At 62.6% G+C, this 21,198-nt stretch carries 20 protein-coding genes; 8 read left to right on the top strand and 12 right to left on the bottom strand.

What is annotated here, in order from left to right:
* Positions 1-146 precede the first annotated feature (146 nt).
* Together mnmH and R6254_RS04135 are read right to left on the bottom strand one after the other, a co-directional pair.
* Positions 147-1,202: a tRNA 2-selenouridine(34) synthase MnmH gene (gene mnmH / locus R6254_RS04140; protein ID WP_318404655.1), complete on the bottom strand. Its 1,056-nt coding sequence runs from the start codon at positions 1,200-1,202 to the stop codon at positions 147-149.
* Entirely contained in the window at positions 1,199-1,909 is a 711-nt protein-coding gene (locus tag R6254_RS04135; protein ID WP_412103102.1) for an arylesterase, read from the bottom strand. The genes mnmH and R6254_RS04135 overlap by 4 nt, the downstream gene beginning before the upstream one ends.
* On the opposite strand from R6254_RS04135, the gene R6254_RS04130 reads away from it, so the two are divergent.
* Positions 1,908-2,630: an ABC transporter ATP-binding protein gene (locus R6254_RS04130; RefSeq protein ID WP_318404651.1), complete on the top strand. Its 723-nt coding sequence runs from the start codon at positions 1,908-1,910 to the stop codon at positions 2,628-2,630. The genes R6254_RS04135 and R6254_RS04130 overlap by 2 nt on opposite strands.
* Positions 2,631-2,676: 46 nt before the next feature.
* Here the strand turns inward: R6254_RS04130 and R6254_RS04125 are convergent, their stop codons facing one another.
* Both R6254_RS04125 and R6254_RS04120 read right to left on the bottom strand, forming a co-directional pair.
* Complete coding sequence (locus tag R6254_RS04125; RefSeq protein ID WP_318404649.1) at positions 2,677-4,812, bottom strand: protein kinase domain-containing protein; 2,136 nt, start codon at positions 4,810-4,812, stop codon at positions 2,677-2,679.
* 4 nt (positions 4,813-4,816) lie between these two features.
* Positions 4,817-5,698 (bottom strand): Tll0287-like domain-containing protein, encoded by an 882-nt coding sequence (locus R6254_RS04120; protein ID WP_318404646.1) that lies wholly within the window; start codon positions 5,696-5,698, stop codon positions 4,817-4,819.
* A gap of 114 nt (positions 5,699-5,812) precedes the next feature.
* Here R6254_RS04120 and rlmB point away from each other — a divergent pair, with 114 nt between their 5' ends.
* Positions 5,813-6,562, top strand: a complete 750-nt coding sequence (gene rlmB, locus R6254_RS04115) for a 23S rRNA (guanosine(2251)-2'-O)-methyltransferase RlmB (RefSeq protein ID WP_318404644.1) — start codon at positions 5,813-5,815, stop codon at positions 6,560-6,562.
* A 59-nt stretch (positions 6,563-6,621) separates the two neighbouring features.
* A complete protein-coding gene (locus R6254_RS04110) occupies positions 6,622-7,464 on the top strand; it encodes a TlpA disulfide reductase family protein (RefSeq protein WP_318404642.1) in 843 nt (280 codons plus the stop codon).
* A 13-nt stretch (positions 7,465-7,477) separates the two neighbouring features.
* Here R6254_RS04110 and R6254_RS04105 read toward each other — a convergent pair whose 3' ends face one another.
* From R6254_RS04105 to R6254_RS04085, 5 genes are all read right to left on the bottom strand, one after another.
* Positions 7,478-8,437, bottom strand: a complete 960-nt coding sequence (locus R6254_RS04105; protein ID WP_318404641.1) for an aldo/keto reductase — start codon at positions 8,435-8,437, stop codon at positions 7,478-7,480.
* A gap of 76 nt (positions 8,438-8,513) precedes the next feature.
* Positions 8,514-9,086, bottom strand: coding sequence for a chromate transporter (locus tag R6254_RS04100; protein ID WP_318404639.1), 573 nt, complete (start codon positions 9,084-9,086; stop codon positions 8,514-8,516).
* Positions 9,083-9,667 (bottom strand): chromate transporter, encoded by a 585-nt coding sequence (locus R6254_RS04095; protein ID WP_318404638.1) that lies wholly within the window; start codon positions 9,665-9,667, stop codon positions 9,083-9,085. The genes R6254_RS04100 and R6254_RS04095 overlap by 4 nt, the downstream gene beginning before the upstream one ends.
* Positions 9,668-9,830: 163 nt before the next feature.
* The gene (locus tag R6254_RS04090; RefSeq protein ID WP_318404636.1) at positions 9,831-10,769 is read right to left on the bottom strand and encodes a bifunctional helix-turn-helix transcriptional regulator/GNAT family N-acetyltransferase; all 939 of its coding nucleotides are present in this window, start codon (positions 10,767-10,769) and stop codon (positions 9,831-9,833) included.
* A 54-nt stretch (positions 10,770-10,823) separates the two neighbouring features.
* Positions 10,824-11,297, bottom strand: a complete 474-nt coding sequence (locus R6254_RS04085) for a MarR family winged helix-turn-helix transcriptional regulator (RefSeq protein WP_318404635.1) — start codon at positions 11,295-11,297, stop codon at positions 10,824-10,826.
* Positions 11,298-11,361: 64 nt separating this feature from the next.
* Between R6254_RS04085 and R6254_RS04080 the strand changes: the two genes are divergently transcribed.
* Genes R6254_RS04080 through R6254_RS04060 form a run of 5 tightly spaced genes read left to right on the top strand, consistent with a single transcriptional unit; the run spans position 11,362 to position 16,525 of the window.
* A complete protein-coding gene (locus R6254_RS04080) occupies positions 11,362-11,895 on the top strand; it encodes a flavin reductase family protein (protein ID WP_318404633.1) in 534 nt (177 codons plus the stop codon).
* An 11-nt stretch (positions 11,896-11,906) separates the two neighbouring features.
* Positions 11,907-12,953, top strand: a complete 1,047-nt coding sequence (locus R6254_RS04075) for a 2,5-dihydroxypyridine 5,6-dioxygenase NicX family protein (protein ID WP_318404631.1) — start codon at positions 11,907-11,909, stop codon at positions 12,951-12,953.
* A 3-nt stretch (positions 12,954-12,956) separates the two neighbouring features.
* Positions 12,957-13,736 (top strand): alpha/beta fold hydrolase, encoded by a 780-nt coding sequence (locus R6254_RS04070; protein ID WP_318404630.1) that lies wholly within the window; start codon positions 12,957-12,959, stop codon positions 13,734-13,736.
* 26 nt (positions 13,737-13,762) lie between these two features.
* Positions 13,763-15,049, top strand: coding sequence for an acyl-CoA dehydrogenase family protein (locus tag R6254_RS04065; protein WP_318404628.1), 1,287 nt, complete (start codon positions 13,763-13,765; stop codon positions 15,047-15,049).
* Positions 15,050-15,061: 12 nt separating this feature from the next.
* Complete coding sequence (locus R6254_RS04060; RefSeq protein WP_318404627.1) at positions 15,062-16,525, top strand: class I adenylate-forming enzyme family protein; 1,464 nt, start codon at positions 15,062-15,064, stop codon at positions 16,523-16,525.
* Here R6254_RS04060 and R6254_RS04055 read toward each other — a convergent pair.
* The 3 genes from R6254_RS04055 to R6254_RS04045 are packed head-to-tail and all read right to left on the bottom strand — an operon-like array spanning position 16,519 to position 21,130.
* Complete coding sequence (locus tag R6254_RS04055; protein WP_318404625.1) at positions 16,519-18,678, bottom strand: 3-hydroxyacyl-CoA dehydrogenase NAD-binding domain-containing protein; 2,160 nt, start codon at positions 18,676-18,678, stop codon at positions 16,519-16,521. The two genes, R6254_RS04060 and R6254_RS04055, sit on opposite strands and share 7 nt — an antisense overlap.
* Positions 18,678-19,883, bottom strand: a complete 1,206-nt coding sequence (locus R6254_RS04050) for an acetyl-CoA C-acetyltransferase (protein ID WP_318404623.1) — start codon at positions 19,881-19,883, stop codon at positions 18,678-18,680. The genes R6254_RS04055 and R6254_RS04050 overlap by 1 nt, the downstream gene beginning before the upstream one ends.
* Positions 19,884-19,897: 14 nt before the next feature.
* Complete coding sequence (locus R6254_RS04045) at positions 19,898-21,130, bottom strand: aromatic ring-hydroxylating oxygenase subunit alpha (protein ID WP_318404622.1); 1,233 nt, start codon at positions 21,128-21,130, stop codon at positions 19,898-19,900.
* Between the last annotated feature and the right edge of the window lie 68 nt (positions 21,131-21,198).

The following is a 21,198-nucleotide window of genomic DNA, read 5'->3' as shown; positions in this document are numbered from 1 at the left end:
CACGTCACTGAAAATTTAAATGAAAGAGGGCGCTAGCCCTTTATGATCGGACGCAAGCAGCTATTGTATTGATAGCGACTGCACCACAACAGGCTCCGCCGGGACAGACACCCTGTCCCCCGGGGCCTTGTTTTTTGGGGCGGCGTTCAGGCCGCCAGCAGGGTCTGCGCGAGTTCGCTCATGGCGCCCGCCGTGTGGTCGCGTGGTGCCAACACCCGTGCGCTTTCATACTGGTCAAAGTTGCGCCGTATCGATTGCAGGTAGGCCGGGTCGTAATGTTTCACCAGCAATTCCTGCACCACCGATGCGACATCGCCGCTGCGTGCACGGGCCTGCCAGTCTTCCACCATGGCTTTGCCGCGGGCTTCGGTCAGCGCGCCCAGGCGCTCGCAGAAAAATGCGGTGTCTTTGACAAAAAACGCATAGTCCTCCAGCAGCAGCGCCACACGTTCGCTTTCGGGCAGGTCCAGGCGCAGGCAGGGGCTGCGGCGCATGGCGGTGATCAGGCCTTCGGGCACGGCGACATTACCGACTTTTTTGCTTTCGCTTTCGATAAACACCGGGCGCGCTGGATCAAAGCGGTGCAAGGCGGCCCAGATCAGGCTGTCAAAAGCCTTCTGGCTGGGCTGGGCCACGCCGGGAATCATGCCCAGCACCGAGCTGCGGTGCCTGGCCAGCGCCTCCAGGTCCAGCACCTGCGCGCCTTGTTGCGCCAGCGCGTGCAACAGGCGGGTCTTGCCGGCGCCGGTGGGGCCACAGACCACCTGGTAGTGGTGGCGTGCCGCCAGCTGCGGCAGATCGGTCACCAGGGCTGCCCGGAAGGCCTTGTAGCCGCCGTCCACCAAGGTGACCTTGAAACCGATCTGATCCAGGATCAACGCCAGCGAGCCGCTGCGTTTGCCGCCGCGCCAGCAATAGATCAGTGGTTGCCACTCACGGGGTTTGTCCAGCACCTCGCGCCGGATATGTTCGGCGATGTTTTGGGCGACCAGCGCGGCGCCCAGTTTTTTGGCCTCGAACTGGCTGATCTGTTTGTAGCTGGTGCCGACAATGGCGCGTTCATCGTCGTGCAAGCTGGGCCAGTTGACGGCGCCGGGCAGGTGGTCTTCGGCGTATTCCCCCTCGCTGCGAGCGTCGATCACAAGGGAATAATCGGCGAGTGTGCCGAGCGCTTGCTCGGCGGAAATGCGTTCCAGGGTCACTTGATGAGTTTCTTCAGTTCAGGCCAGACATTGGCCAACATACGGGCCTGCGACTGTTCGTTGGGATGGATGCGGTCGGCCTGGAAGTTGGCGACGGCGTCGTCAACATCGGCAATACCTTTGAGGAAAAAGGGCACCAGCCCGACTTTTTCGGCTTTGGCGATGTTGGTGAACAGGCCGGAAAATTTTGCGCTGTAGTCGCCGCCGTAGTTGGGCGGCACCTGCATGCCGACCAGCAGGACCTTGGCGCCAGCTTTTTTGGCGGCCTGGGTCATGGCGCGCAGGTTGTTTTCGGTCATGTCCAGCGGCAGGCCGCGCAGCGCGTCGTTGCCGCCGAGTTCGATCACCACGGTGGCCGGCTGGTGTTGCGCCAGCAGCGCCGGCAGACGCGACCGGCCGCCGGAGGTGGTGTCGCCGCTGATGCTGGCGTTGACGACTTTGGCGGCTTTGTTCTCGCGGGCCAGTTGTTTTTCAAGCAGGGGCACCCAGCCGCTGCCGCGTTTGAGGCCGTATTCGGCACTCAGCGAATCACCCACCACCAGAATGGTTTCGCCGGGCGCGGAAGCGGCGGCAGGCGCCTGGGCAAAGCCGGTACCGGCCGCCAGCCCGGCCAGCAGCAGCGCGGCGAAAGGTTTTAGCAGGCGGCCAGCCGCGGCGCGGGCAAGCTTGGTAAAGTCTGTTCTCAAGTTTTCTGACAAGGCTGACATGTTTGAACCCGCGGTTAATGTGCTGAACGACGCTGCATGCGCGTCCTCTCCCTCTTCAATTATTTCCGTGGAGCATGTATTCAAGAGTGTGAGCGACTCGACCGGCACCCTGACTATTTTGCGCGATATTCATTTCGCACTCGCAGCCAGGGAGACTGCCGCCATTGTCGGGGCTTCCGGTTCGGGCAAAAGCACGCTGCTGTCCATCATTGCCGGGCTGGACACGCCCACACAAGGCACGGTGCAACTGGCCGGCCAGGACCTGTTTGCGCTCAGTGAAGACGACCGCGCCGCGCTGCGCGCACAGAAGGTCGGTTTTGTGTTCCAGAGTTTTCAGCTGATGGGCAACCTCAGCGCGCTGGAAAACGTCATGTTGCCGCTGGAGTTGTCGGGTGCCAAAAACGCGCGGGCGCAAGCCACCGAGATGCTCAAACGGGTGGGCCTGGGCGAACGTCTGGGCCATTACCCCAAGGTTTTGTCGGGCGGCGAGCAACAGCGTGTGGCGCTGGCCCGGGCCTTTGTGGTGCAGCCGGCGCTGCTGCTGGCCGACGAGCCGACCGGCAGTCTGGACTTTGCCACCGGCGAAAAAGTCATGGCCTTGATGTTCGAGCTGAACCAGGAGCTGGGCACCACGCTGGTCCTGGTGACCCACGACCGCAGCATCGCGGCGCGCTGCGAGCGGCGTATCACGCTGGAAGCCGGGCAAGTCATCGCTTCTTGAGCACAAAATAGGCCTCCAGCCCTTTATTGACGGGCGCAAGCAGCTATCAATTAGGTAGCGACTGCTGGAGTTTGTGCGTGGCGGCCAGGAATTTTTCGCGCTCGGTGGGCGAGTCCACCTGCGCTGCCAGGGCTTGCCGCAGCGCCTCCGGCGTGTGATGCCGCGTCACTCCCTGTTTGAGAATCATCTTGGCCAAGGGGCCTATGCTTTGGCTCAGGGCTTTTTCCAGCTGCTGCAGCAGGGCTGCGCTGAAGTAGGGCGAGGACACCGGGACAGTCCGCCCGCTGATGGTGGTGCTGACCGGCTGGCTGCGGTCTGCCCAGCGCTGGCTGATAGGCGCTGTGACCTCAGGCCGGCCGTCGGTGTGGGGCGTGGGCTGGGTGTGGTGGCTCTTGGGGTTGACAAACAACTCGCGCGCTTTCGGGTCGGGGATGGACACCGCCAGCAATTCACGCAGGCGCTGGGCGCTGACACTGCGCGGCAGCGCTTTTTTCACCAGCACCCTGGCCAGCGGCCCGATGTTGCGGGCCAGTTCGGCCTCGATCTCGACCACCACTTCCGGTGTCAGGGACGCCAGGGTGGCCAGAGACGCGGTGTGTTCAAACGCGCTGCTGGACGGAAGCGGTGCCGGCGCGGCGCGGGCCTGCGGCTCCAGCAAGGCGTAAATGTCGTGTGAGCGCAGGTGTTTGTCCAGGTGTGGCCCCAGCGCGCTGAACAGGCCGGCGGCGTTGTCGGTGATACGCAAGATCACGTCGTAATAAGCACGCGACACCACGATCTGGTTGGGCTGCGCAAAGTCCATGATGCGCTGGGCCACGTTGATGCCGTCGCCGACCACCGTGACACGCTGGTTGGCATCAAACACGATACGCATGGGCCCCAGGTGCAGCCCGATACGCAGCGACAGCAAGGGCCCGTATTTTTGCAACAGCAGCCCGCGCAGCAGCTGAGCCGACTGCAAGGCCTCTTCCGGGTCGCCGAGAAAACAGGTGGCCGCGCCATCGGGGGTATCGATCACGATACGCGAGGCCTCGGGCACCCCTTTGAGGGCCTTGAGGATCAGCTCGTTGAAACGTTCTTTCAGCAGCCTCTGCTGCTCGATAGACCGCCTGGATTGGGCCATCAGGTTAAGGAACATCAACGTGCCGAGCACGTTTTTGCGCGGGTTTTGGCTGCTGTGGCCGGGAATTGTCTGCGCGCTGGCGGCAAAGGCCAGGGCGCCGCTGCCGGGCATGGCCCCGGGGTGGGTCGGCGCGTGGGCGGCGGGGCTCACGGCGGCCACACCGACCAGCACCGCGCGCAATTCGGCCACGTTTTGCGGCCGGCCGGCTTCGTCCGGGCTCAAGGCCCAGTCGATGGCGCGCAACACGCCTTCGCCGAAGGTCGCGGCATGGCCGAGGGCCAGCGCGCCCGGCATGTTGTCGTGCTGCACGCGTGCGGCCGACTCCACGGGTTTTTGCCCGGTGGTCAGCCAGTACATCACCGCGCCCAAGGAATAGATATCGCTCCACGGCCCTTGTTTGCCCTGGCTGTGGTATTGCTCAAAAGGTGCAAAACCAGGGCTGACGATGTGGGTCAAATCGCGCTCGCCGGTGATGCGCCGCGCCGCGCCAAAGTCGAGAAGCACCGGCGTGCCATCGGCGCGGATATAGATGTTGTCGGGCTTGATGTCGCGATGCAGGAAGTTCAGCTTGTGCACCGCCTCCAGCCCATCCATCAGCGGGTAAATCACCTTCAACAGGCTGGCCTGGTTCAATGCGGGCTGGCGCGCCAGCCAGCGCCTGAGCGGGTCGCCGGACTCGTATTCCATGACGATATAGGCGGTGTCGTTTTCCCGGAAATAACGCAGCACACGCGCAATATTGGGGTGGCGAAACGAGGCCAGCGCACGCGCCTCATCGAGAAAACGCTCCAGCCCCCATTGAAACTGCTGTTGGCCTCCGGGGTTGCGCACTTGCACCGACAGGTCTGACGCGCGCAGGGCCAGCTCGCCCGGAAAATATTCCTTGATCGCGACCGGCAGGTCCAGGTTGATGTCGTGCGCCAGGTAGGTGATGCCGAAACCGCCGCCGCCCAGCATTTTTTCGATGCGGTATTCAAACACCGTGTGGCCAGCGGGGAGGGCGGCCGCGTCCACACCGGCCGCTACAGGCCGGACACCGGGGTCTGGCAGAACACGCATAAGCTCAGTGTCCGCCCCGTTCAATCATCTGCATGGCTTTTTCCAGGCTGCGGCGCATGCGGTTGAAAGAGCTGCCCAACACGGCGACTTCGTCGCGGCCCGCGTCGGAAAATTCGGGCACATCAAAGTCACCCGTGCTGACCTTGTCGGCGGCCTGCGACATGCGCCGTATCGGACGCACGATGAGCCAGCTCAGCATGACGTTGAGAGCGATGAATACGACGGCAAACACGCCAGCCAGCGAAGCCATGAAGGTCTTGAAGGCGCGGTCGGCGTTCAGGATGGGGATGTCCATGGGCACGGTCACCACCTGCGCGCCAATGATCTCATTGTGTCTCCAGCCAAAACCGTTGGCATCGCCATAAATTTTGAGCATGCTGGCCGGGGCTGCGGCAGGCACGCTGTGGCATTGCAGGCAGGCGGCGTTGGTGATCTGGATCGGTTTGGCAATGTAGAGGATGCGACCGGTGCCGCCCACACGTTCGGACACCAGTTCTTTAGACGCCGCGTTCTGGCGGAACTGCTGGACGATGTCGGCTTCCCAGTCGGTGGCCCGGTTGCGCGGGTTGGTCGGGTTCAACGTGGCTTCCTTGTAGCCGTAGTCGCGGTATTTTTTCTGCAGCTGGTTCAGGGTTTCGGTGGCCGCATAAGCCGGCACGCTTTGCGGCAAAAACACGTCTTCAAGTTGTTTGTCCAGGTGCGGTTTGACCTGCTCGACGGTGTAGCTGCGCACGGACAACGCGGTGTCCATCATCAGGCGGGCGTTGCGCAACACTTCTTCACGCGCGTTCTCCTGCAGCAACTCGCGCGAGACAAAACCGACCGCAGCAAAACCGGCCAGAAACACGACGATCAGCACCAAGTTGAATTTAAGCCGCAGTCCCATGTCGCCCTTGTTGAAAAAACGTCTTGTTACTATTTTAGGCTTACAGCCGGACCGTCCATCCTGTCTGGACTTCCTGCTGTCAGCCCGATGCTGCGTTGCAGCGATAATCCAGCCATGTCCTCATCCCCCAAAGTCCTGTTCGGATTTCATGCCGTCGGTGTGCGTATCAAGACCGCACCCCAGTCCGTTTTTGAAGTTTTTTTCGATGTTTCGCGCCGTGACGCGCGTATGCGCCAGTTTGTGGACCGTGCCAAAGAGGCCGGTGTCCGCCTGATCGAGTCGGACGGCCTGCGCCTGGCCAAGATGTGCGGCAGCCATGGCCACCAGGGCGTGGTGGCGCGGGTGGACGCTGTGGCCCAGGTCACCTCACTCGACGAGCTGCTTGAAAATCTGGAGGCGGCGGGCACCACCCAGCCGCTGTTGCTGGTGCTGGACGGCGTGACCGACCCGCACAACCTGGGCGCCTGCCTGCGGGTGGCCGACGGTGCCGGCGCACATGCGGTGATTGCACCCAAGGACCATGCGGCTGGCATCAACGCCACGGTGGCCAAGGTCGCCAGCGGTGCGGCCGAAACCATGCCGTATTTCATGGTGACCAACCTGGCGCGCACCCTGGGCGAACTCAAGGAACGCAATATCTGGATCATTGGCACCAGCGACGACGCGACCAAAACCATTTACGACGTCAAACTCACGGGCCCGGTGGCCTTGGTGCTGGGCGCCGAAGGTGAAGGCATGCGCCAGTTGACACGCAAAACCTGCGACGAACTGGTCAGCATCCCGATGCGCGGCGCGGTCGAAAGCCTGAACGTGTCGGTGGCCAGCGGCGTCTGCCTGTACGAAGCCCTGCGTCAGCGCGGCTGACCATTGGCATTGACTGCCTTCACGGCACGTTGGCCACGTGCCAGGCCGGCGCTTGAGACATGTTAAGCGTCAATATCGGTCCTTTCCCATTGCCGCTCAGCCAGCTGTTTCTGATGGTGGCGCTGTTGGTGGCTCTGGCGATTGGCCACCTGGTCGGGCGCAGGCAGAAAACGGGCGGCATCGCCAGCACCTTGTCCGACATGTTGCTCATCGGGCTGCTGGTGGCACGCCTGGTGTTTGTGGCCCTCTGGTTTGACAGCTACCGCCAGGTGCCTTTGTCTATTCTCGATATCCGTGATGGCGGCTTTACCCTCTGGGCCGGGCTGCTGGGGGCCTTAGGTGTGGCGATCGGGCAGGGGAGGCGCCGCGCGGCATTACGCAAGCCGCTGATTTTTGGACTGGCTGCAGGCGCCCTGGTCTGGGGCGCGATGTTGGCAACGCTGCACTGGGTGAACAAGGAACCGCCGGTGTTACCCACGGTGGTGTTGACCACACTCGCGGGCGAGTCGGTCCAACTCACGGATCTGGCGGCGGGCAAACCCCTGGTGGTGAACCTTTGGGCCACCTGGTGCCCGCCTTGCCGCCGTGAAATGCCGGTTCTCGCCGCCGCACAACAACAGGAAAGCGGTATGCGTTTTGTGTTTGCCAACCAGGGCGAAGACGGCGCGACCGTGCTGCGTTACCTGGCCAGCAGCCAGTTGAAGCTCTCCCATGTGGTGTTCGACCCCCGCACCGCGCTCGCGCTGGCCGTCGGCTCGCGTTCCTTGCCGACCACCTTGTTTTATGACGCCAGTGGGCGTTTGGTCGACAGCCATCTGGGGGAGTTGTCGGCCGCCTCCCTGGCCAGCAAACTAAGGCAGTTGCGCGTGCCGGCGACGGCCACCCCTCAGCGCGCCCCTTAGTCCCAAAGCGCCGTCAGGCGCTGGCCTGGTTCAGCGTTGCCATCGCCTCGGCATCCAGCGTCAGGCGTGTGGCGGCGACCAGCTCCGCCATCTGCGCCAGCGAGGTGACGCTGGCAATCGGGGCGGTCACGGCGGCTTGCGCCATCAGCCAAGCGATGGCGATTTGCGTCGGCGTGGTGTTGTAACGCGCTGCCACCTGGTCCAGCGCGGCCAGGATGCGCAATCCGCGCGCATTGAGGTATTTTGCCGTGCTGCCCGCGCCGCGCGCGCTTTTGCCGGCATCGGCCGCCGTGCGGTATTTGCCTGTCAAAAAACCGGCGGCCAGGGTGTAAAAGTTGATCACCCCCACGCCATGTTTCAGGCACAGCGGCGCCAACTCGTCTTCAAACACGGCCCGGTCATACAGGTTGTAGAGCGGCTGCAGGCTTTCATAACGGGGCAGGCTGTTTGTGGCGCTGACCTCCAGTGCCTGGGCCAGTCGGGCGGCGCTGTAATTGGATGCGCCGATGGCGCGCACCTTGCCGGCCTGGATCAGTTCGCCAAAGACGGCCAGGGTTTCTTCGAGGGGCGTGTCGGTATCGTCGTCATGCGACTGGTACAGGTCGATGTGATCCGTCTGCAGGCGACGCAAGGAGTCTTCCACCGCCTGGCGGATATACGCCGGCTTCAAGCCTTGCTTGCCCGGCCCCATGGGTTTACCCACCTTGGTGGCAATCAGCACGCGGTCACGCTTGTCGCTGTATTTGAGCCACTTTCCGATCACGGTTTCAGACTCCCCGCCGCTGTGGCCAGGGGCCCAGCTGGAGTACACGTCCGCCGTATCTATGAAGTTGAAGCCGGCATCAACCCAGGCGTCCAGCAGGGTGAAGGAGGTGGGTTCGTCCACCGTCCAGCCAAAAACATTGCCGCCCAGGGTGAGTGGTGAAACCTGCAGGCCGGAGCGGCCCAGTTCTCGGTAGCCGGGGTGAGTCATGCGCTGTCCTTGGTGCTTGGGTTCAAATGCGGAAGGGCCATTGTTTCCGCATTCGGCATCTTCTGCAGGCCGCGCTTCAAACGAAGCCGAACCAGCCCAGCAAGGCCCCCGCGCCCAGCAGCCACAACAAATGCAGCCGGGTGCGCCAGACGATGAGTGCCGTCACCGCGGTCAGCAACATCACCGGCCAGTTTTTCAGGCTGGTGACGCTGGCGCTGGCCAGGATCCAGCCGGTGGCGATCAGCAGCGCAATCACAATCGGCGCCATGCCTTGTTTGAAAGCGCGCACCCAGCGCAGGTTGCGGTTGCGATGGCCCCAGCTGGCGGCCAGGTAGGTCAGGGTGGTGCTGGGCAACATGATGCCCAGCATGGTGACCAAGACGCCGAACAGCCCGAGCAGCGGTCCGCCGGCATTCAGGCCCACATGCCAGCCCATCAGTGCGACAAACAAGACGTTGGGGCCGGGCGCGGCCTGCGCAATCGCCACCGAGGCGTTGAACTGAGGGTCGGTCAGCCAGTGCTGACGGTCCACCAGGTAGCGGTGCATATCGGGTGCGGTGGTGATGGCGCCGCCAATCGACAGCAGCGACAGGGTCATGAAATGCCCAAACATGGCGAGCCAGTCGCTCCAGTGCAGGGTCAGGCTCATGGTGCCAGCTTCCGGTAGGTCAGGGTACAGGCCGTCACACCCAGGCCCAGTAAAACATAAGCCAGCGGCAGGCGTAGCAGCGCGATGCCGACAAAACACAGCAGCGCCAGCCCGATACACAGGGGCAGGCCGAGCGGGTGGGTTTTGAGGGCACCCATCAGCTTCAGGCCGGTGGCGGCGATCAGGCCGGCGGCGACCGCGCCCATGCCGCGCAAGGCACCCGCCACGCCGGGGTTGTCGGCAAACTGCGCATACACCAGCGCCAGCAACAAAACCACCACCAGTGGCACGGTCAACATGCCGGCCAGCGCCACCATGGCGCCGCGCAGGCCGAAGTAGCGGTGGCCAATCATCATGGAGATGTTGACCACGTTGGGCCCGGGCATGATTTGGGCCACCGCCCATTCCTCGACAAACTCCTCGCGCGTCATCCAGCGCTTTTTCTCGACCAGCTCGCGCTGCACCACGGCCAGCACACCGCCAAAACCTTGCAGTGCCAGCAGGGTGAAGGAGACAAACAGGTCGGTCAGGGATTCGGGTCGCGGGCGGGGGGCTTCTTCGTCGGTGGGGAAGGCAGTCATGCCGCAATTATCACTGGCTTGTTGTTGTGCGACTGCGGAGCACAAGGGCATAGCTCCTTTGAGTTGCTTCTGTTTTTATAGCTGCTTGCGCCCGTCCCATAAGGGATGAAGGCCTAAAAAGCATATAAAAATACGAAAATCCAGCCAAATCGGCGCCAAGTTTCTACAGCTTGAGTGCCCAGGTTTCTCCCACCAGGTCTTTCCCAAAGCCGGTGTAAGGCTCACTTTTGACCAGCTGGAAGCCGCGTTTGGCATACAGCGCCCGGGCGCTGTCCAGGCAGCTGTTGGTCCAGAGCACCATTTTTTTGTAACCCTGGCTGCGGGCAAACGTGATGCATTCGTCGGTCAGACGCGCACCCAGGCCCAGGCCGCGCGCCTGCGGTGTCAGGATCAGCATGCGCAACTGGGCCACGGTGGCGGATTTGCGCACCACAAAGATGGAGCCGACCCGCTCGCCATTCAGCTCGGCAATCCAGCAGCGGTCCGAGCCGGGCCGGTACTTGCGTATATAGCCAGCCACGATGCCCGCGACCAGGGCTTCGAACGCGCTGTTCCAGCCGTATTCACGCGCGTAAATTTCACCGTGTTGCTGCACCACCCAACCCATGTCGCCGGGTTGCGGTTCACGCAGCAGCACGCTGGGAGCGGGCGTGTCGGCCGGTGCCAGCAGGCGCTGCACCGTGGCCAACGCGGCGGTCAATTCTTGTTGGGCCGGCGCGGGCAGCGGCGCCAGCAGCGCGGCGGCTTCGTCGCGCGAGCGTTGCTGCAGTGGTGCAAAAGCTTGGTAACCGGCCTCGGTGAGTTGCAACAGGCTTTGCCGCGCATCGACCGGGGAGGGACTGCGGGCCATCCAGCCCTGACTTTCAAAACGGCGCAGGATACGGCTGAGGTAACCCGCGTCCAGGGCCAGATCGCGCCCCAACTCGGTGGCCGTCAGTTGCTGGCGGTGCGCCAGCTCGTACAAGACGCGTACTTCGGTCAGCGAAAACTCGCTGCCCAGGTAGGGCGCCAGCACCCCGATGCGCTGGGTGTAAAAGCGGTTGAAGCCGCGTACGGCCTTGACATGGGCGACGGGCACGGCGGAAGAAGGTGCGGGTTTCATGGCGCTGATCATCCGGCAATTACTTGACTTGGTCAAGTAATTGGGGCGCGCGGCTCAACCTTCGTCGCCGCGACTGATCAGGGTTTGCAGGATTTTCTTCAGGGCCGTGACATCCCGCTCGCTAAAGTCCTGCAGCAAGGAGTCTTCATGCGTCTTGGCCTGGGCCAGCAGTGCGGCCACGGTGGCTTTACCTTGGGCGGTTTCAAACACCAGGGTGCGCCTGGCGTCGCTCGGGTCTTCGCCGCGCCGCACCCAGCCGGCTTTTTCCATGCGTTGCACCAGCTTGGTCAAGGTGGGCTGCTGCGCCAGGATTTCATGCGCCAGCTCGCCGATGGTCAGTCCATCGCCGTCGGACAGGGTGGCCAGCAGCCGCCATTCCAGAGAGCTCAATCCGGCCGCCTGGACCTGCGCATGAAACTCGCGGTACACGGTGTGGCTGGCGCGGGCCAGCAGGTAAGACAGATAGCCGTCGATGAAGCGGGCGACAGGGGGCGGTGCCGGGTCGGCAGGGGCCTTGGAACGGTTCACGGCCGGCCTTGGGTTGCGGGAAAGTCAGGTTGGTATTGCATGAATTTTCATATATTATGAATAAATGAACCTTGCCTTGCAAGCCGTCGCAGACCCCGATGCCCTCGCCAGCCGGGCCGCGCCAGACAGCCGGCTCCTGCGCAGTGCACTGGGCCAGTTTGCCACTGGCATCACGGTGGTCACGGCGCGTGCCGCGACCGGGGTATTTGTTGGACTCACGGTCAATTCGTTTGCAGCCCTGTCGCTTGATCCGCCGCTGATCCTCTGGTCTTTGCGGGCCAGTTCGCCCAGCCTGCCGGTGTTTGAAAAGACCGAGCGTTTTGTGGTCAATGTGCTGGCTGAAGCCCAGGTCGATTTGTCGCGCCGTTTTGCATCGCCCCAGGCGGACAAGTTCGACGGTGTGGCGCACGCAGAAAATCAATGGGGCTTGCCTTTGCTCCACGGCGCCAGTGCCTGGCTGGAGTGCCGCACGCTGTCGCGGCAAACCGCCGGCGACCATTGTTTGTTTATCGCCGAAGTCGAACGTTTCACCGCGTCCGAGGTGGCACCGCTGCTGTTTCACGCCGGCGGCTACTTCGCACTGGGTTCACGCCTTTAAGAAAGTGATGCATGCTGCAACAACGCATTGAAGCCCGCTGGATTGACTGTTTCGCCCAAACCTTTGCGCTGTGCGGCGTCAAGGCTGGCGACACAGCGGCCATCCTGTCCGAGACGCAATCACGACCGGTCAATGTGCAACTGGCCGAGTTGGCGCTGGCGCGTCTGGGCGCGCGGGCCTTTCATCTGGTGCTCACCAGTCCCAAACTGGCTGCACCCGTGCCGGTGCGCTCCACCGGCGCCTCGGATGCCATTGCACGCTTGGCGCCGGTGGTGCAGGCGCTGGCGGTCTGCAGCTTTGTGGCCGACCTGACGGTGGAAGGTTTGTTGCATGCGGCGGAATTGCCCGAGATCCTGCAAGGGGGTGCGCGTGTGTTGATGGTCTCCAACGAACACCCGGAAATACTGGAGCGCTGCATGCCCAACACCGCGCTGGAGCCCAAGGTCAAGGCCGGCATGAAGCTGCTCAGAAACGCAAAAACCATGCACGTGACGTCAGGCGCGGGTACCGACCTGCACATTTCACTCGAAGGTGCGCGTACCGGTGGCGGCTGGGGTTACACCGCCAAACCCGGCAGCATCTCGCATTGGCCGGGTGGGCTATGTCTGGCTTTTCCGGCTAAAAGCAGCGTCAACGGCCGGCTGGTGCTGGACCAGGGCGATGTCAACCTCACCTTCAAGCGTTACCTGGAAAAACCGGTGGTGCTGACGATTGAAAACGACTTTGTCACCGACATTGCGGGCCAGCATGTGGACGCGGATTTGATGCGCAGCTACTGGGCGGCCTGGGGCGACCGTGAGGCTTATGCGGTGTCACATGTCGGCTGGGGCATGAACCCTCAAGCACGCTGGGATGCCATGGCTTTTTACGACAAAAACGATTTCAACGGCACCGAGCTGCGCGCCTTTGCCGGCAACTTTTTGTATTCCACAGGCGCCAACGAAGCCGCCGGCCGCCACACCCTCGGGCATTTTGATCTGCCGCTCCGGGGCTGCACCGTGGCCCTGGATGGTCAGCTTGCTGTCGACGCCGGCCGCCTGTGTGGCGAGATGGGCTGAACCATGCACACACTGCCGGCTTATCTTGAACGGGGTGACGGAGATACCGCCATCTTCTTGCTGCACGGTGTGGGCGGCGGCAAGGAGGCTTGGGCGCACAACCAGGCCGCACTGGCCGACCAGGGGTTCAAGACCATCGCCTGGGACATGCCGGGTTACGGCGCTTCGCCGGCGGTCCAGCCTTGCAGCAATGCCATGCTGGCCGGGGCGCTCAAAACGCTGATAGAGCACATCGGCGCCCAGCGCAATGTGCTGCTGGGCCACAGCATGGGCGGCATGATCGCGCAGGAATTCGCGGCCTTGTATCGCACGCTGGTCCACGGCCTGGTGTTACACAGCACTTCGCCGGCTTTTGGCAAGCCCGGTGGCGACTGGCAGCAGCAGTTTTTGCAAAGCCGTTTTGCGCCGCTGGACCAGGGCCTGGGCATGGCGGGCCTGGCGGAGACGCTGGTACCCGGCATGTTTGCGCCTGAGGCCGATCCCGCACGTATGAGCGAGGCCCGCAGCCTGATGGCCCAGGTGCCCGCCGAGGCTTACCGCGCCGCACTCTCGGCCATCGTGTCTTTCAACCGGCTCAGCGAGCTGGGCCAGATCGCCGTGCCGACCTTGTGCCTGGCCGGGGAGTTGGATCTGAATGCGCCGCCCACCGTCGTGGAAAAAATGGCCAGCCGCATTGCAGGGGCCGACTACCTGTGCCTGCCGGGTGTCGGGCACATCGCCAACATCGAGCAGCCGGCGCTGTTCAACCGCGCGGTCCTGACATTTCTGAAGCAACACTTTTAGCCACGATTAGCCACGAGGAATTGCCCATGTCTGCTCTCCCTGCCTGCCCGCCGTCTGCTGTGTGTTATGTGCCGCCATCCATCGCGGGGGACTACAGCGAACTGACGGCCAAACAAACCGAGCTGCTGGCGATTGCCTCCGACCTCGGGCGTACCAAGTTTGCACCACGTGCCGGGCAGATAGACCGTGATGCGGTTTTTCCTTTTGAAAATTACGCCGATCTGCGTGCCGCCGGCCTGCTCAAAATTTGTGTGCCCGAAGCTTATGGCGGCTGGGGCGCCGACTTTGCCACCTACGTGATGACGGCTGCTGAAATTGGCCGCCATTGCGGCGCAACCGCGCTGACCCTGAACATGCATGTGAGCTCGACGATGTGGACCGGTTTTATCGCCGACGACCTCGACATGACGGCCGACCAACGTGCCAGCCACGAGGCACACCGCCAACTGCATTACCAGCGCGTGGTGGTGCAGGGCAAGGTCTATTCGCAGCCTTTCTCGGAAGGTGGTGCCGCTGCCGCCGGCAAAGCGCCTTTCGGCACGCTGGCCAGAAAAGTCGAAGGTGGCTACATCGTCAACGGCAAGAAGATTTTTGCCTCGCTGGCAGGGGCTGCCGACTATTACGGCATTTTGTGCACCCTGGATAAACCGGGTGCGACCCAGCGTGACTCGCTCTACCTGGCGGTGGACAAAAACCTGGCCGGTGTCAGCGTCACCGGCGACTGGGACCCGCTGGGCATGCGCGGCACGGTGTCGCGCACGCTGGTGTTCCAGGACGTGTTTGTCCCGGAGATCGAACGCCTGATGCCCGAAGGCCTGTACGCCCAGGCAGCGCTGCGCTGGCCGCACATGTTTGCCACCTTGTCGCCGACCTACATGGGCATTGCCCAGGCTGCTTACGATTTCACGGTGCAATACCTGCGCGGCGAAGTGCCTGGCACGCCGCCGGTCAAACGCCGCATGTACCCGACCAAACAGATCGCCGTGGCGGAAATGAAAGTCAGGCTGGAGCAGACGCGCGCCATTTTTCTGCAGAATGCCCGCGCCGCCCGGGTTGATCCTTCCAAGGAAATCCGCCTGGGGCTTTACGCGGCGCATTACACCATCATGGAGAATGCCAACGAAATTTGCCGCCTGGCGGTGCGTACCTGCGGCGGCCAGTCCATGCTCAAAAGCCTGCCGCTGGAGCGTCTGTACCGCGACTCGCGCTGCGGCTCGTTGATGTTGCCGTGGACCGCGGAGCTGTGTCTGGACCGGCTAGGGCGCGAGTGCTTGTACGAGGCCGGTGAGCAGGACGAACAGGCCGCGCTGTAAACAAGGTCCGGCATGGGTCTGGCCAACATCATCGAGCGGCACGCGCAGCTTTCTCCGGCGCAGGTGGCCCTGCATTTTTCCGGCGAAGACATCACTTACGCCGAACTGTGGCGACGTATCCAGCGCGCGACCGAGGTGTTGCTGGCAGCGGGTATTCAGCCCGGTGACCGTGTCGCCTGGTTAGGCCTGAACGATCCGGCTTTGCTGGTGCTGCTTTTTGCGCTGGCGCGCATCGGCGCCATCCTGCTGCCACTCAACTACCGCCTGGCCACGCCGGAACAGACGGCGATTCTTCAGCACGCAGGTGCAGCTTGGCTGGTGGCCGACGCCGTACATGCCGACGCCGCGCCAACACTTGGCACCTGCCGCTTGCTGCAGGCCGCTGACCTGAGTTCCGCACCGGACGGGTCGGACGCGCGGGTGTTAAGCGGTGGCGAAACCTCGCCGGTGTTGCTGGTCTATACCTCCGGTACCACTGGCCAGCCCAAAGGGGTGTTGCACACCCAGGCTGGCCTGGTCTGGAACTGTGTGATCTCCACCCATGCGCACGAGCTGACGCAGAACGACCATGTGTTGAGTGTGTTGCCGATGTTTCATGTCGGCGGTTTGTGCATCCAGACCTTGCCGGCTTTACACGCCGGGGCGACCGTGACCTTGCATGCACGCTTTGACCCGGCGGCCTGGCTGGGCGATGTGGAAAAGCGCCGGCCCACGCTGTCGCTGATGGTGCCGGCCACCTTGCGTGCGGTGCTTGAGCATGCGGATTTTGCAAAGACGGATGTGTCTTCACTGAAGCTGCTGGCCGCGGGTTCTTCCACAATTCCTGCCGCCATGATCGCGGCGATCCACGCGCGCGGCGTGCCGGTGTGCCAGGTTTACGGCGCGACCGAGACCGGTCCGGTGTCCATCTATCTTCGCCGTGAAGATGCGATGGCGCATGTCGGCTCAGCCGGCCAGGCGGGTCTCCATGTAGCGGTGAGGTTGGTCAACGATACGGGCGAGCCGGTGGCCGTGGGGGAGGTCGGTGAGTTGTGGGTGCGTGGCCCCAACCTGTTGTGTGGCTACTGGAAGGATGCGGACAACCCGGCGTTGGCGCAAGGCTGGTTTCACACGGGCGACCTGGCGCGTTGTGACGACGCGGGGTTTTATGAAGTCGTGGGCCGGTCCAAAGACATGATCATCTCGGGCGGAGAAAACGTTTACCCGGCCGAGATCGAAAACCTGCTGGCCGATTGCCCGCAGATTGCCGAGGTAGCCGTGGTCGGCCAGCCGGACAGCCACTGGGGCGAGGTGGTGGTTGCCGTGGTGGTTAAAACACCGGGGGCAGACCTGGACGTTGCCGCCGTCATGCGTTTGTTCGAAGGCCGGCTGGCGCGTTTCAAACATCCGAAACGCATCCTGTTTTGCGATGCCTTGCCCAAAACAGCTTTGGGCAAGGTGCAAAAAGCCGGCTTGCTGGAGCGCCTGGGTCAATAAACCGGCTGGTGTTGCTTGATCGCGGCCTTGACCTTGTCGCTGAGAACAAAACCCGGACCGAACTTCGCGGCCAACTGGTCGGCACGTTGCACAAAAGCATCCACCCCCATGCCGTAGATGAACTGCATGGCCCCCCCGGTCCAGGCCGGAAAGCCGATGCCGAAGATGGAGCCGATGTTGGCATCGTGCACGGTGGTCAGCACGTTTTCACTGAGGCAACGCGCGGTTTCCACGGCCTGGCGGTAGAGCAGCCGGTCTTTCAGTTCGGTGATGTCCCAGGTGACGCCGGGTTTTTCAAACAGTGTCTTCAGCTGAGGCCACAGGGTTTTCTTCGCGCCTTTTTCCGCGGGGTAGTCGTAAAAACCGGCGCCCGCGGCTCGGCCCTTGCGGTCGAACTCCTTGACCATGCGCTCGACAATCAATTCGCCCGGCGTGGCGATGTAGGTCTTGCTTTCGGCCACGTAGTCGGCGCGGGTCTGGTCCAGCACATGCACGCTCAATGACAAGGCGGTTTCGTCGAGCACGGCGAGCGGGCCGACCGGCATGCCGCACTGGATGCCGGCATTTTCAATGGCGGCGGCCGGAATACCTTCGCCTAACATGGCCGCGCCTTCCATCACAAAAGTGCCAAATGTGCGGCTGGTGTAAAACCCGCGCGAGTCATTGACCACGATGGGAATCTTGCCGAGGGCCTGTACATAGTCGAAAGCGTGCGCCACGGTTTCGTCGTCGGTTTGTTTGCCGCGGATGATCTCGACCAGCTTCATCTTGTCGACCGGGCTGAAGAAATGGATACCTATGAATTTGGCCGGGTTGGCACTGGCATGCGCGAGGCCGCTGATAGGCAGCGTGGAGGTGTTGGATGCAAAAAAGCCGCCAAGCGCCAGCAGCGGCTCGGCTTCCTGCGTGACCTTGGCTTTCAGGTCGCGGCGCTCAAACACCGCTTCGATGATCAGGTCGCAGCCAGCCAGATCGGCGATTTTGTCCGTGGCGTGAATCCGCGCAAGCAGGGCGGCCTGGTCGCTGCTACTCATGCGGCCCTTGTCCACGCGAGCTTGCGTGATCTTTGCGCTGTAAGCCTTGCCGGCATCGGCCTTGTCCTGGCTGACATCCCTGAGTACGGTGGGGATGCCTTTGCTGGCTTGTGCATAGGCAATGCCGGCGCCCATCATGCCGGCGCCCAAGAGGCCGACTTTGGCGGGTTTGAAACGCGATACATCCCTGGGCCGTGACTGGCCGCTTTTGATTGCGTTCATGTTGAAGAAGAAGGTGTTGATCATGGCCTTCGCGTTGGTGCCCGTCATCAGTTTGGCGAGATAACGGCTTTCAATGCGCAAGGCCGTTTCCAGATCCACCTGCGCGCCTTCGACCATGCAGGCCAGGATGGCTTCGGGGGCCGGGTAGAGGCCACGCGTCTGCTTTTTCAGCATGGCCGGCGCAACCGTCAGTGCCATGGCGATCTTTGGGTTGGCTGGTGTGCCGCCGGGAATCTTGTAATCCTTGGCGTCCCAGGGGTGTTGGGCTTTTGCCGGCTCACCCTGGCTGGATGCGATCCAGGCCAGTGCTTCGCTGCGCAACTGGCTGGCATCGCTGACCAGCGCATGGACCAGACCCATTTCGTGGGCTTCGCGCGGGCCAAACAGTTTGCCCTCCAGCAAATAGGGCTGCGCCGCCAGCAGGCCCAGGTGGCGCGTCATCTTGGTCACGCCCGAGGCGCCGGGCAACAGGCCCAGCGTCACTTCCGGCAGGCCGAACTGGATTTTTTTATCGTCTACCGCAATCCGGTGATGGCCGACCAGGGCCACCTCCCATCCGCCGCCCAGCGCCGTGCCGTTGAGGCAACTTACCACCGGGACACCCAGTGTTTCCAGCGTGCGGAAGTTCTTCTTCAGCAGCTCGATTTCGGTATACGAGGCCAACGCATCCGCCGGGCTCAGGCGCATCACCGCCTTGAGATCGGCGCCGGCAAAAAAGGTGGATTTGGCCGAGGCCAGGACGATGCCCTGGATAGCCGCCTTGTCCTTGAGGACTTGCGCGGTCACTTCGGACATATCCTGTTGCCATTGCGCACACATGGTGTTGACCGGCGAGCCGGGCTCGTCAAAGGTCAGGGTGGCGATGCCGTTTGCCAATTCGTACTGGATGGTCTTCATCAGATTCTTTCCACAATCGTTGCAATGCCCATGCCGCCACCCACACACAGCGTGGCCAGTCCGTAACGCAGCTTGCGCCTGTGCAGTTCGTCCACCAGGGTGTTCAAAATCATCGCGCCGGTGGCGCCCAGCGGATGGCCCATGGCAATCGCGCCACCGTTGACGTTGACCTTGTCGTGCGGCACTTTCATCTCCCTCATGAAACGCATCACCACGGCGGCAAAAGCTTCGTTGACTTCAAACAGGTCGATCTGGTCTATCGTCAGCCCGGCCTTGGCCAGCGCTTTGCGTGTCGCCGGCATCGGGCCGGTCAGCATGATGGTCGGGTCGGCGCCGCTGAGGGCTGCCGCGACAATACGTGCGCGCGGCGTGAAACCATGGGTTTTTCCAGCGGCAGCAGAACCGATCAGCATCGCCGCTGCGCCGTCCACAATGCCCGAGGAGTTGCCGGCATGGTGCACATGGGCGATACGTTCAACCTGCGGATAACGCGTCAGCGCCACCTGGTCAAAACCCATGCCGCCCATTTGCTCGAACGCCGGCTTGAGCGAGGCCAGGCCTTCCAGCGTGGTGTGGGGTTTGATAAATTCGTCCTGACCCAGGATGGTCTGGTCCAGGAAGTCTTTGACCGGCACGATGGAGCGCTCAAAGTAGCCGGCCTCACGCGCCGTGGCCGCACGTTTCTGGCTTTCCAGTGCAAAAGCGTCCACATCAGCGCGGCTGAATTCTTCCAGCGTGGCGATCAGGTCGGCGCCTATGCCTTGCGGCACAAACGCGGTCGCGCTGTTGGTCTCCGGGTCCTGCGCCCAGGCGCCGCCGTCCGAGCCAATCGGCACGCGGCTCATGCTTTCCACGCCGCCGGCCACCACCAGGTCTTCCCAGCCCGAACGGACTTTTTGCGCGGCCATGTTGACGGCTTCCAGACCCGAGGCGCAAAAGCGGTTGATCTGTACGCCCGAGGCGCGAAAGTCCCAGCCGGCCTTGAGCGCGGCGACCTTGGCAATCACCGATCCTTGTTCGCCGATTGGCGAGACCACGCCCATCACCACATCGTCGACCTGCGCCGTGTCGAAGTTATTGCGGCGCTGCAACTCCGTCAACACGCCGGCCAGCAGGTTGACGGGTTTGACCTCGTACAGGCTGCCGTCTTTTTTGCCCTTGCCACGCGGTGTGCGGATGGCGTCGTAGATGAATGCTTCGGTCATCGTTGTTCTCCTGATCAATATGGCGGGGTGGATGTGGTTTTTAAAAAAGGCTTGGTGGCTTGTTGGACCTGTTCATGAAACCAGGCCACGCCCTGTTCGGCGCGGCCCACCGTGATGTGTCGGTTGGCGCCGCTTTTCAGTCCACGCTGAATACCGATGGCGCAGTGGATGTCTTCTTTCTGGAATACGCCTTGTTCGATCAGGCGAAAGGTCTTTTCCCAATGCGGTGTCCAGTCTGGCGTGGCCTTGGCGGCGGGAATCAGCATGCGGTGTGTCCAGCGCAAGGTCTCAGGGCCGGTTGGCACCACGGTGATCAGGCTCAGATAGTCCGGGTGGAAGATGGTCACCGTGTTGGGGAAAATCACCTGGCTTGTGGTCGCCAGCCGGCTCAAGCCTTCCAGGGTGGCGGGCGGTTCGTTGCCCGGCTGTGCCGCCCATTCCTGCGCGGCCTTGCGCGCTACCAGCGAATGGATGTGTGGGCCAAAACGCTCGGCCGACGTGATGCCGTCGGAAAAGTAGGGGTAGATCGTGTTCTGGTGCAGTACCCGGATATGGTAAGACTCCAAAAACGCATCGATGATGAGTTTCCAGTTGGCGGGGTAGTCGGCTTCAACCGTGCGAAAGTGCTGCAACTGGTCGATGGCGAAAAAAGGCAACTCATCATTGAGTCCGCCCAGAAAATCGTCCAGGTTGATGGCGCCTTGGGGATCCGGCACCACCCAGATCAGGCCGTGGCGCTCAGCGCAAGGCACAGGTGTCAGGTCGCGTGTACCTGCGGGGCAGGGATCGAAAGCGTCGGCATGCAACATGTGGCGCAGCTCGCCGTTGAGCTTGTAGGTCCAGCCGTGGTAGGGGCAGACCACGCTGTTGCGCGTTTGCGCGCCGCCCGCGGCTTCGACCAGCCGCATGCCGCGGTGACGGCAGACATTGAGAAAACACCGCACCGTGCCATCTGCGTCGCGGCTGAGCAGCAGCGGCACGCCAAAACTGTCGTGTGCCATGGTCTGGCCGTGCGCCAGTTCGCTGCCGTGTGCGGCAATCAGGGGCAAGGGACGAAACAGGGCTTGCAACTCGGCCTGCCAGACTTCTGGCGAAAAATAACGCGCCACTGGAATATGGATCTCGGCGGCACCGTTGGCCTTCCAGTCCGGCTGACCACTGGCCAACTGGACCCGGATACGTTCCAGCAAGGCAGCCGTGGCGGCGGGAGGCGTAAGGGCTGTGTCATCAACGGCGGCTTGCGACATGGTGCGTCTGTGTCCCGGGTTGTTTTATGGCGTTTGCAGTATATTCTTTTCACCAAGCAATTGCTTTT

Origin of the sequence: Polaromonas potterensis (genome assembly GCF_033446725.1) — a bacterium.
In the GTDB taxonomy this organism is placed as follows: domain Bacteria; phylum Pseudomonadota; class Gammaproteobacteria; order Burkholderiales; family Burkholderiaceae_C; genus Polaromonas.
The sequence above is the reverse complement of the archived record's forward strand: the minus strand, read 5'-3'. Positions and strand labels throughout refer to the sequence as shown.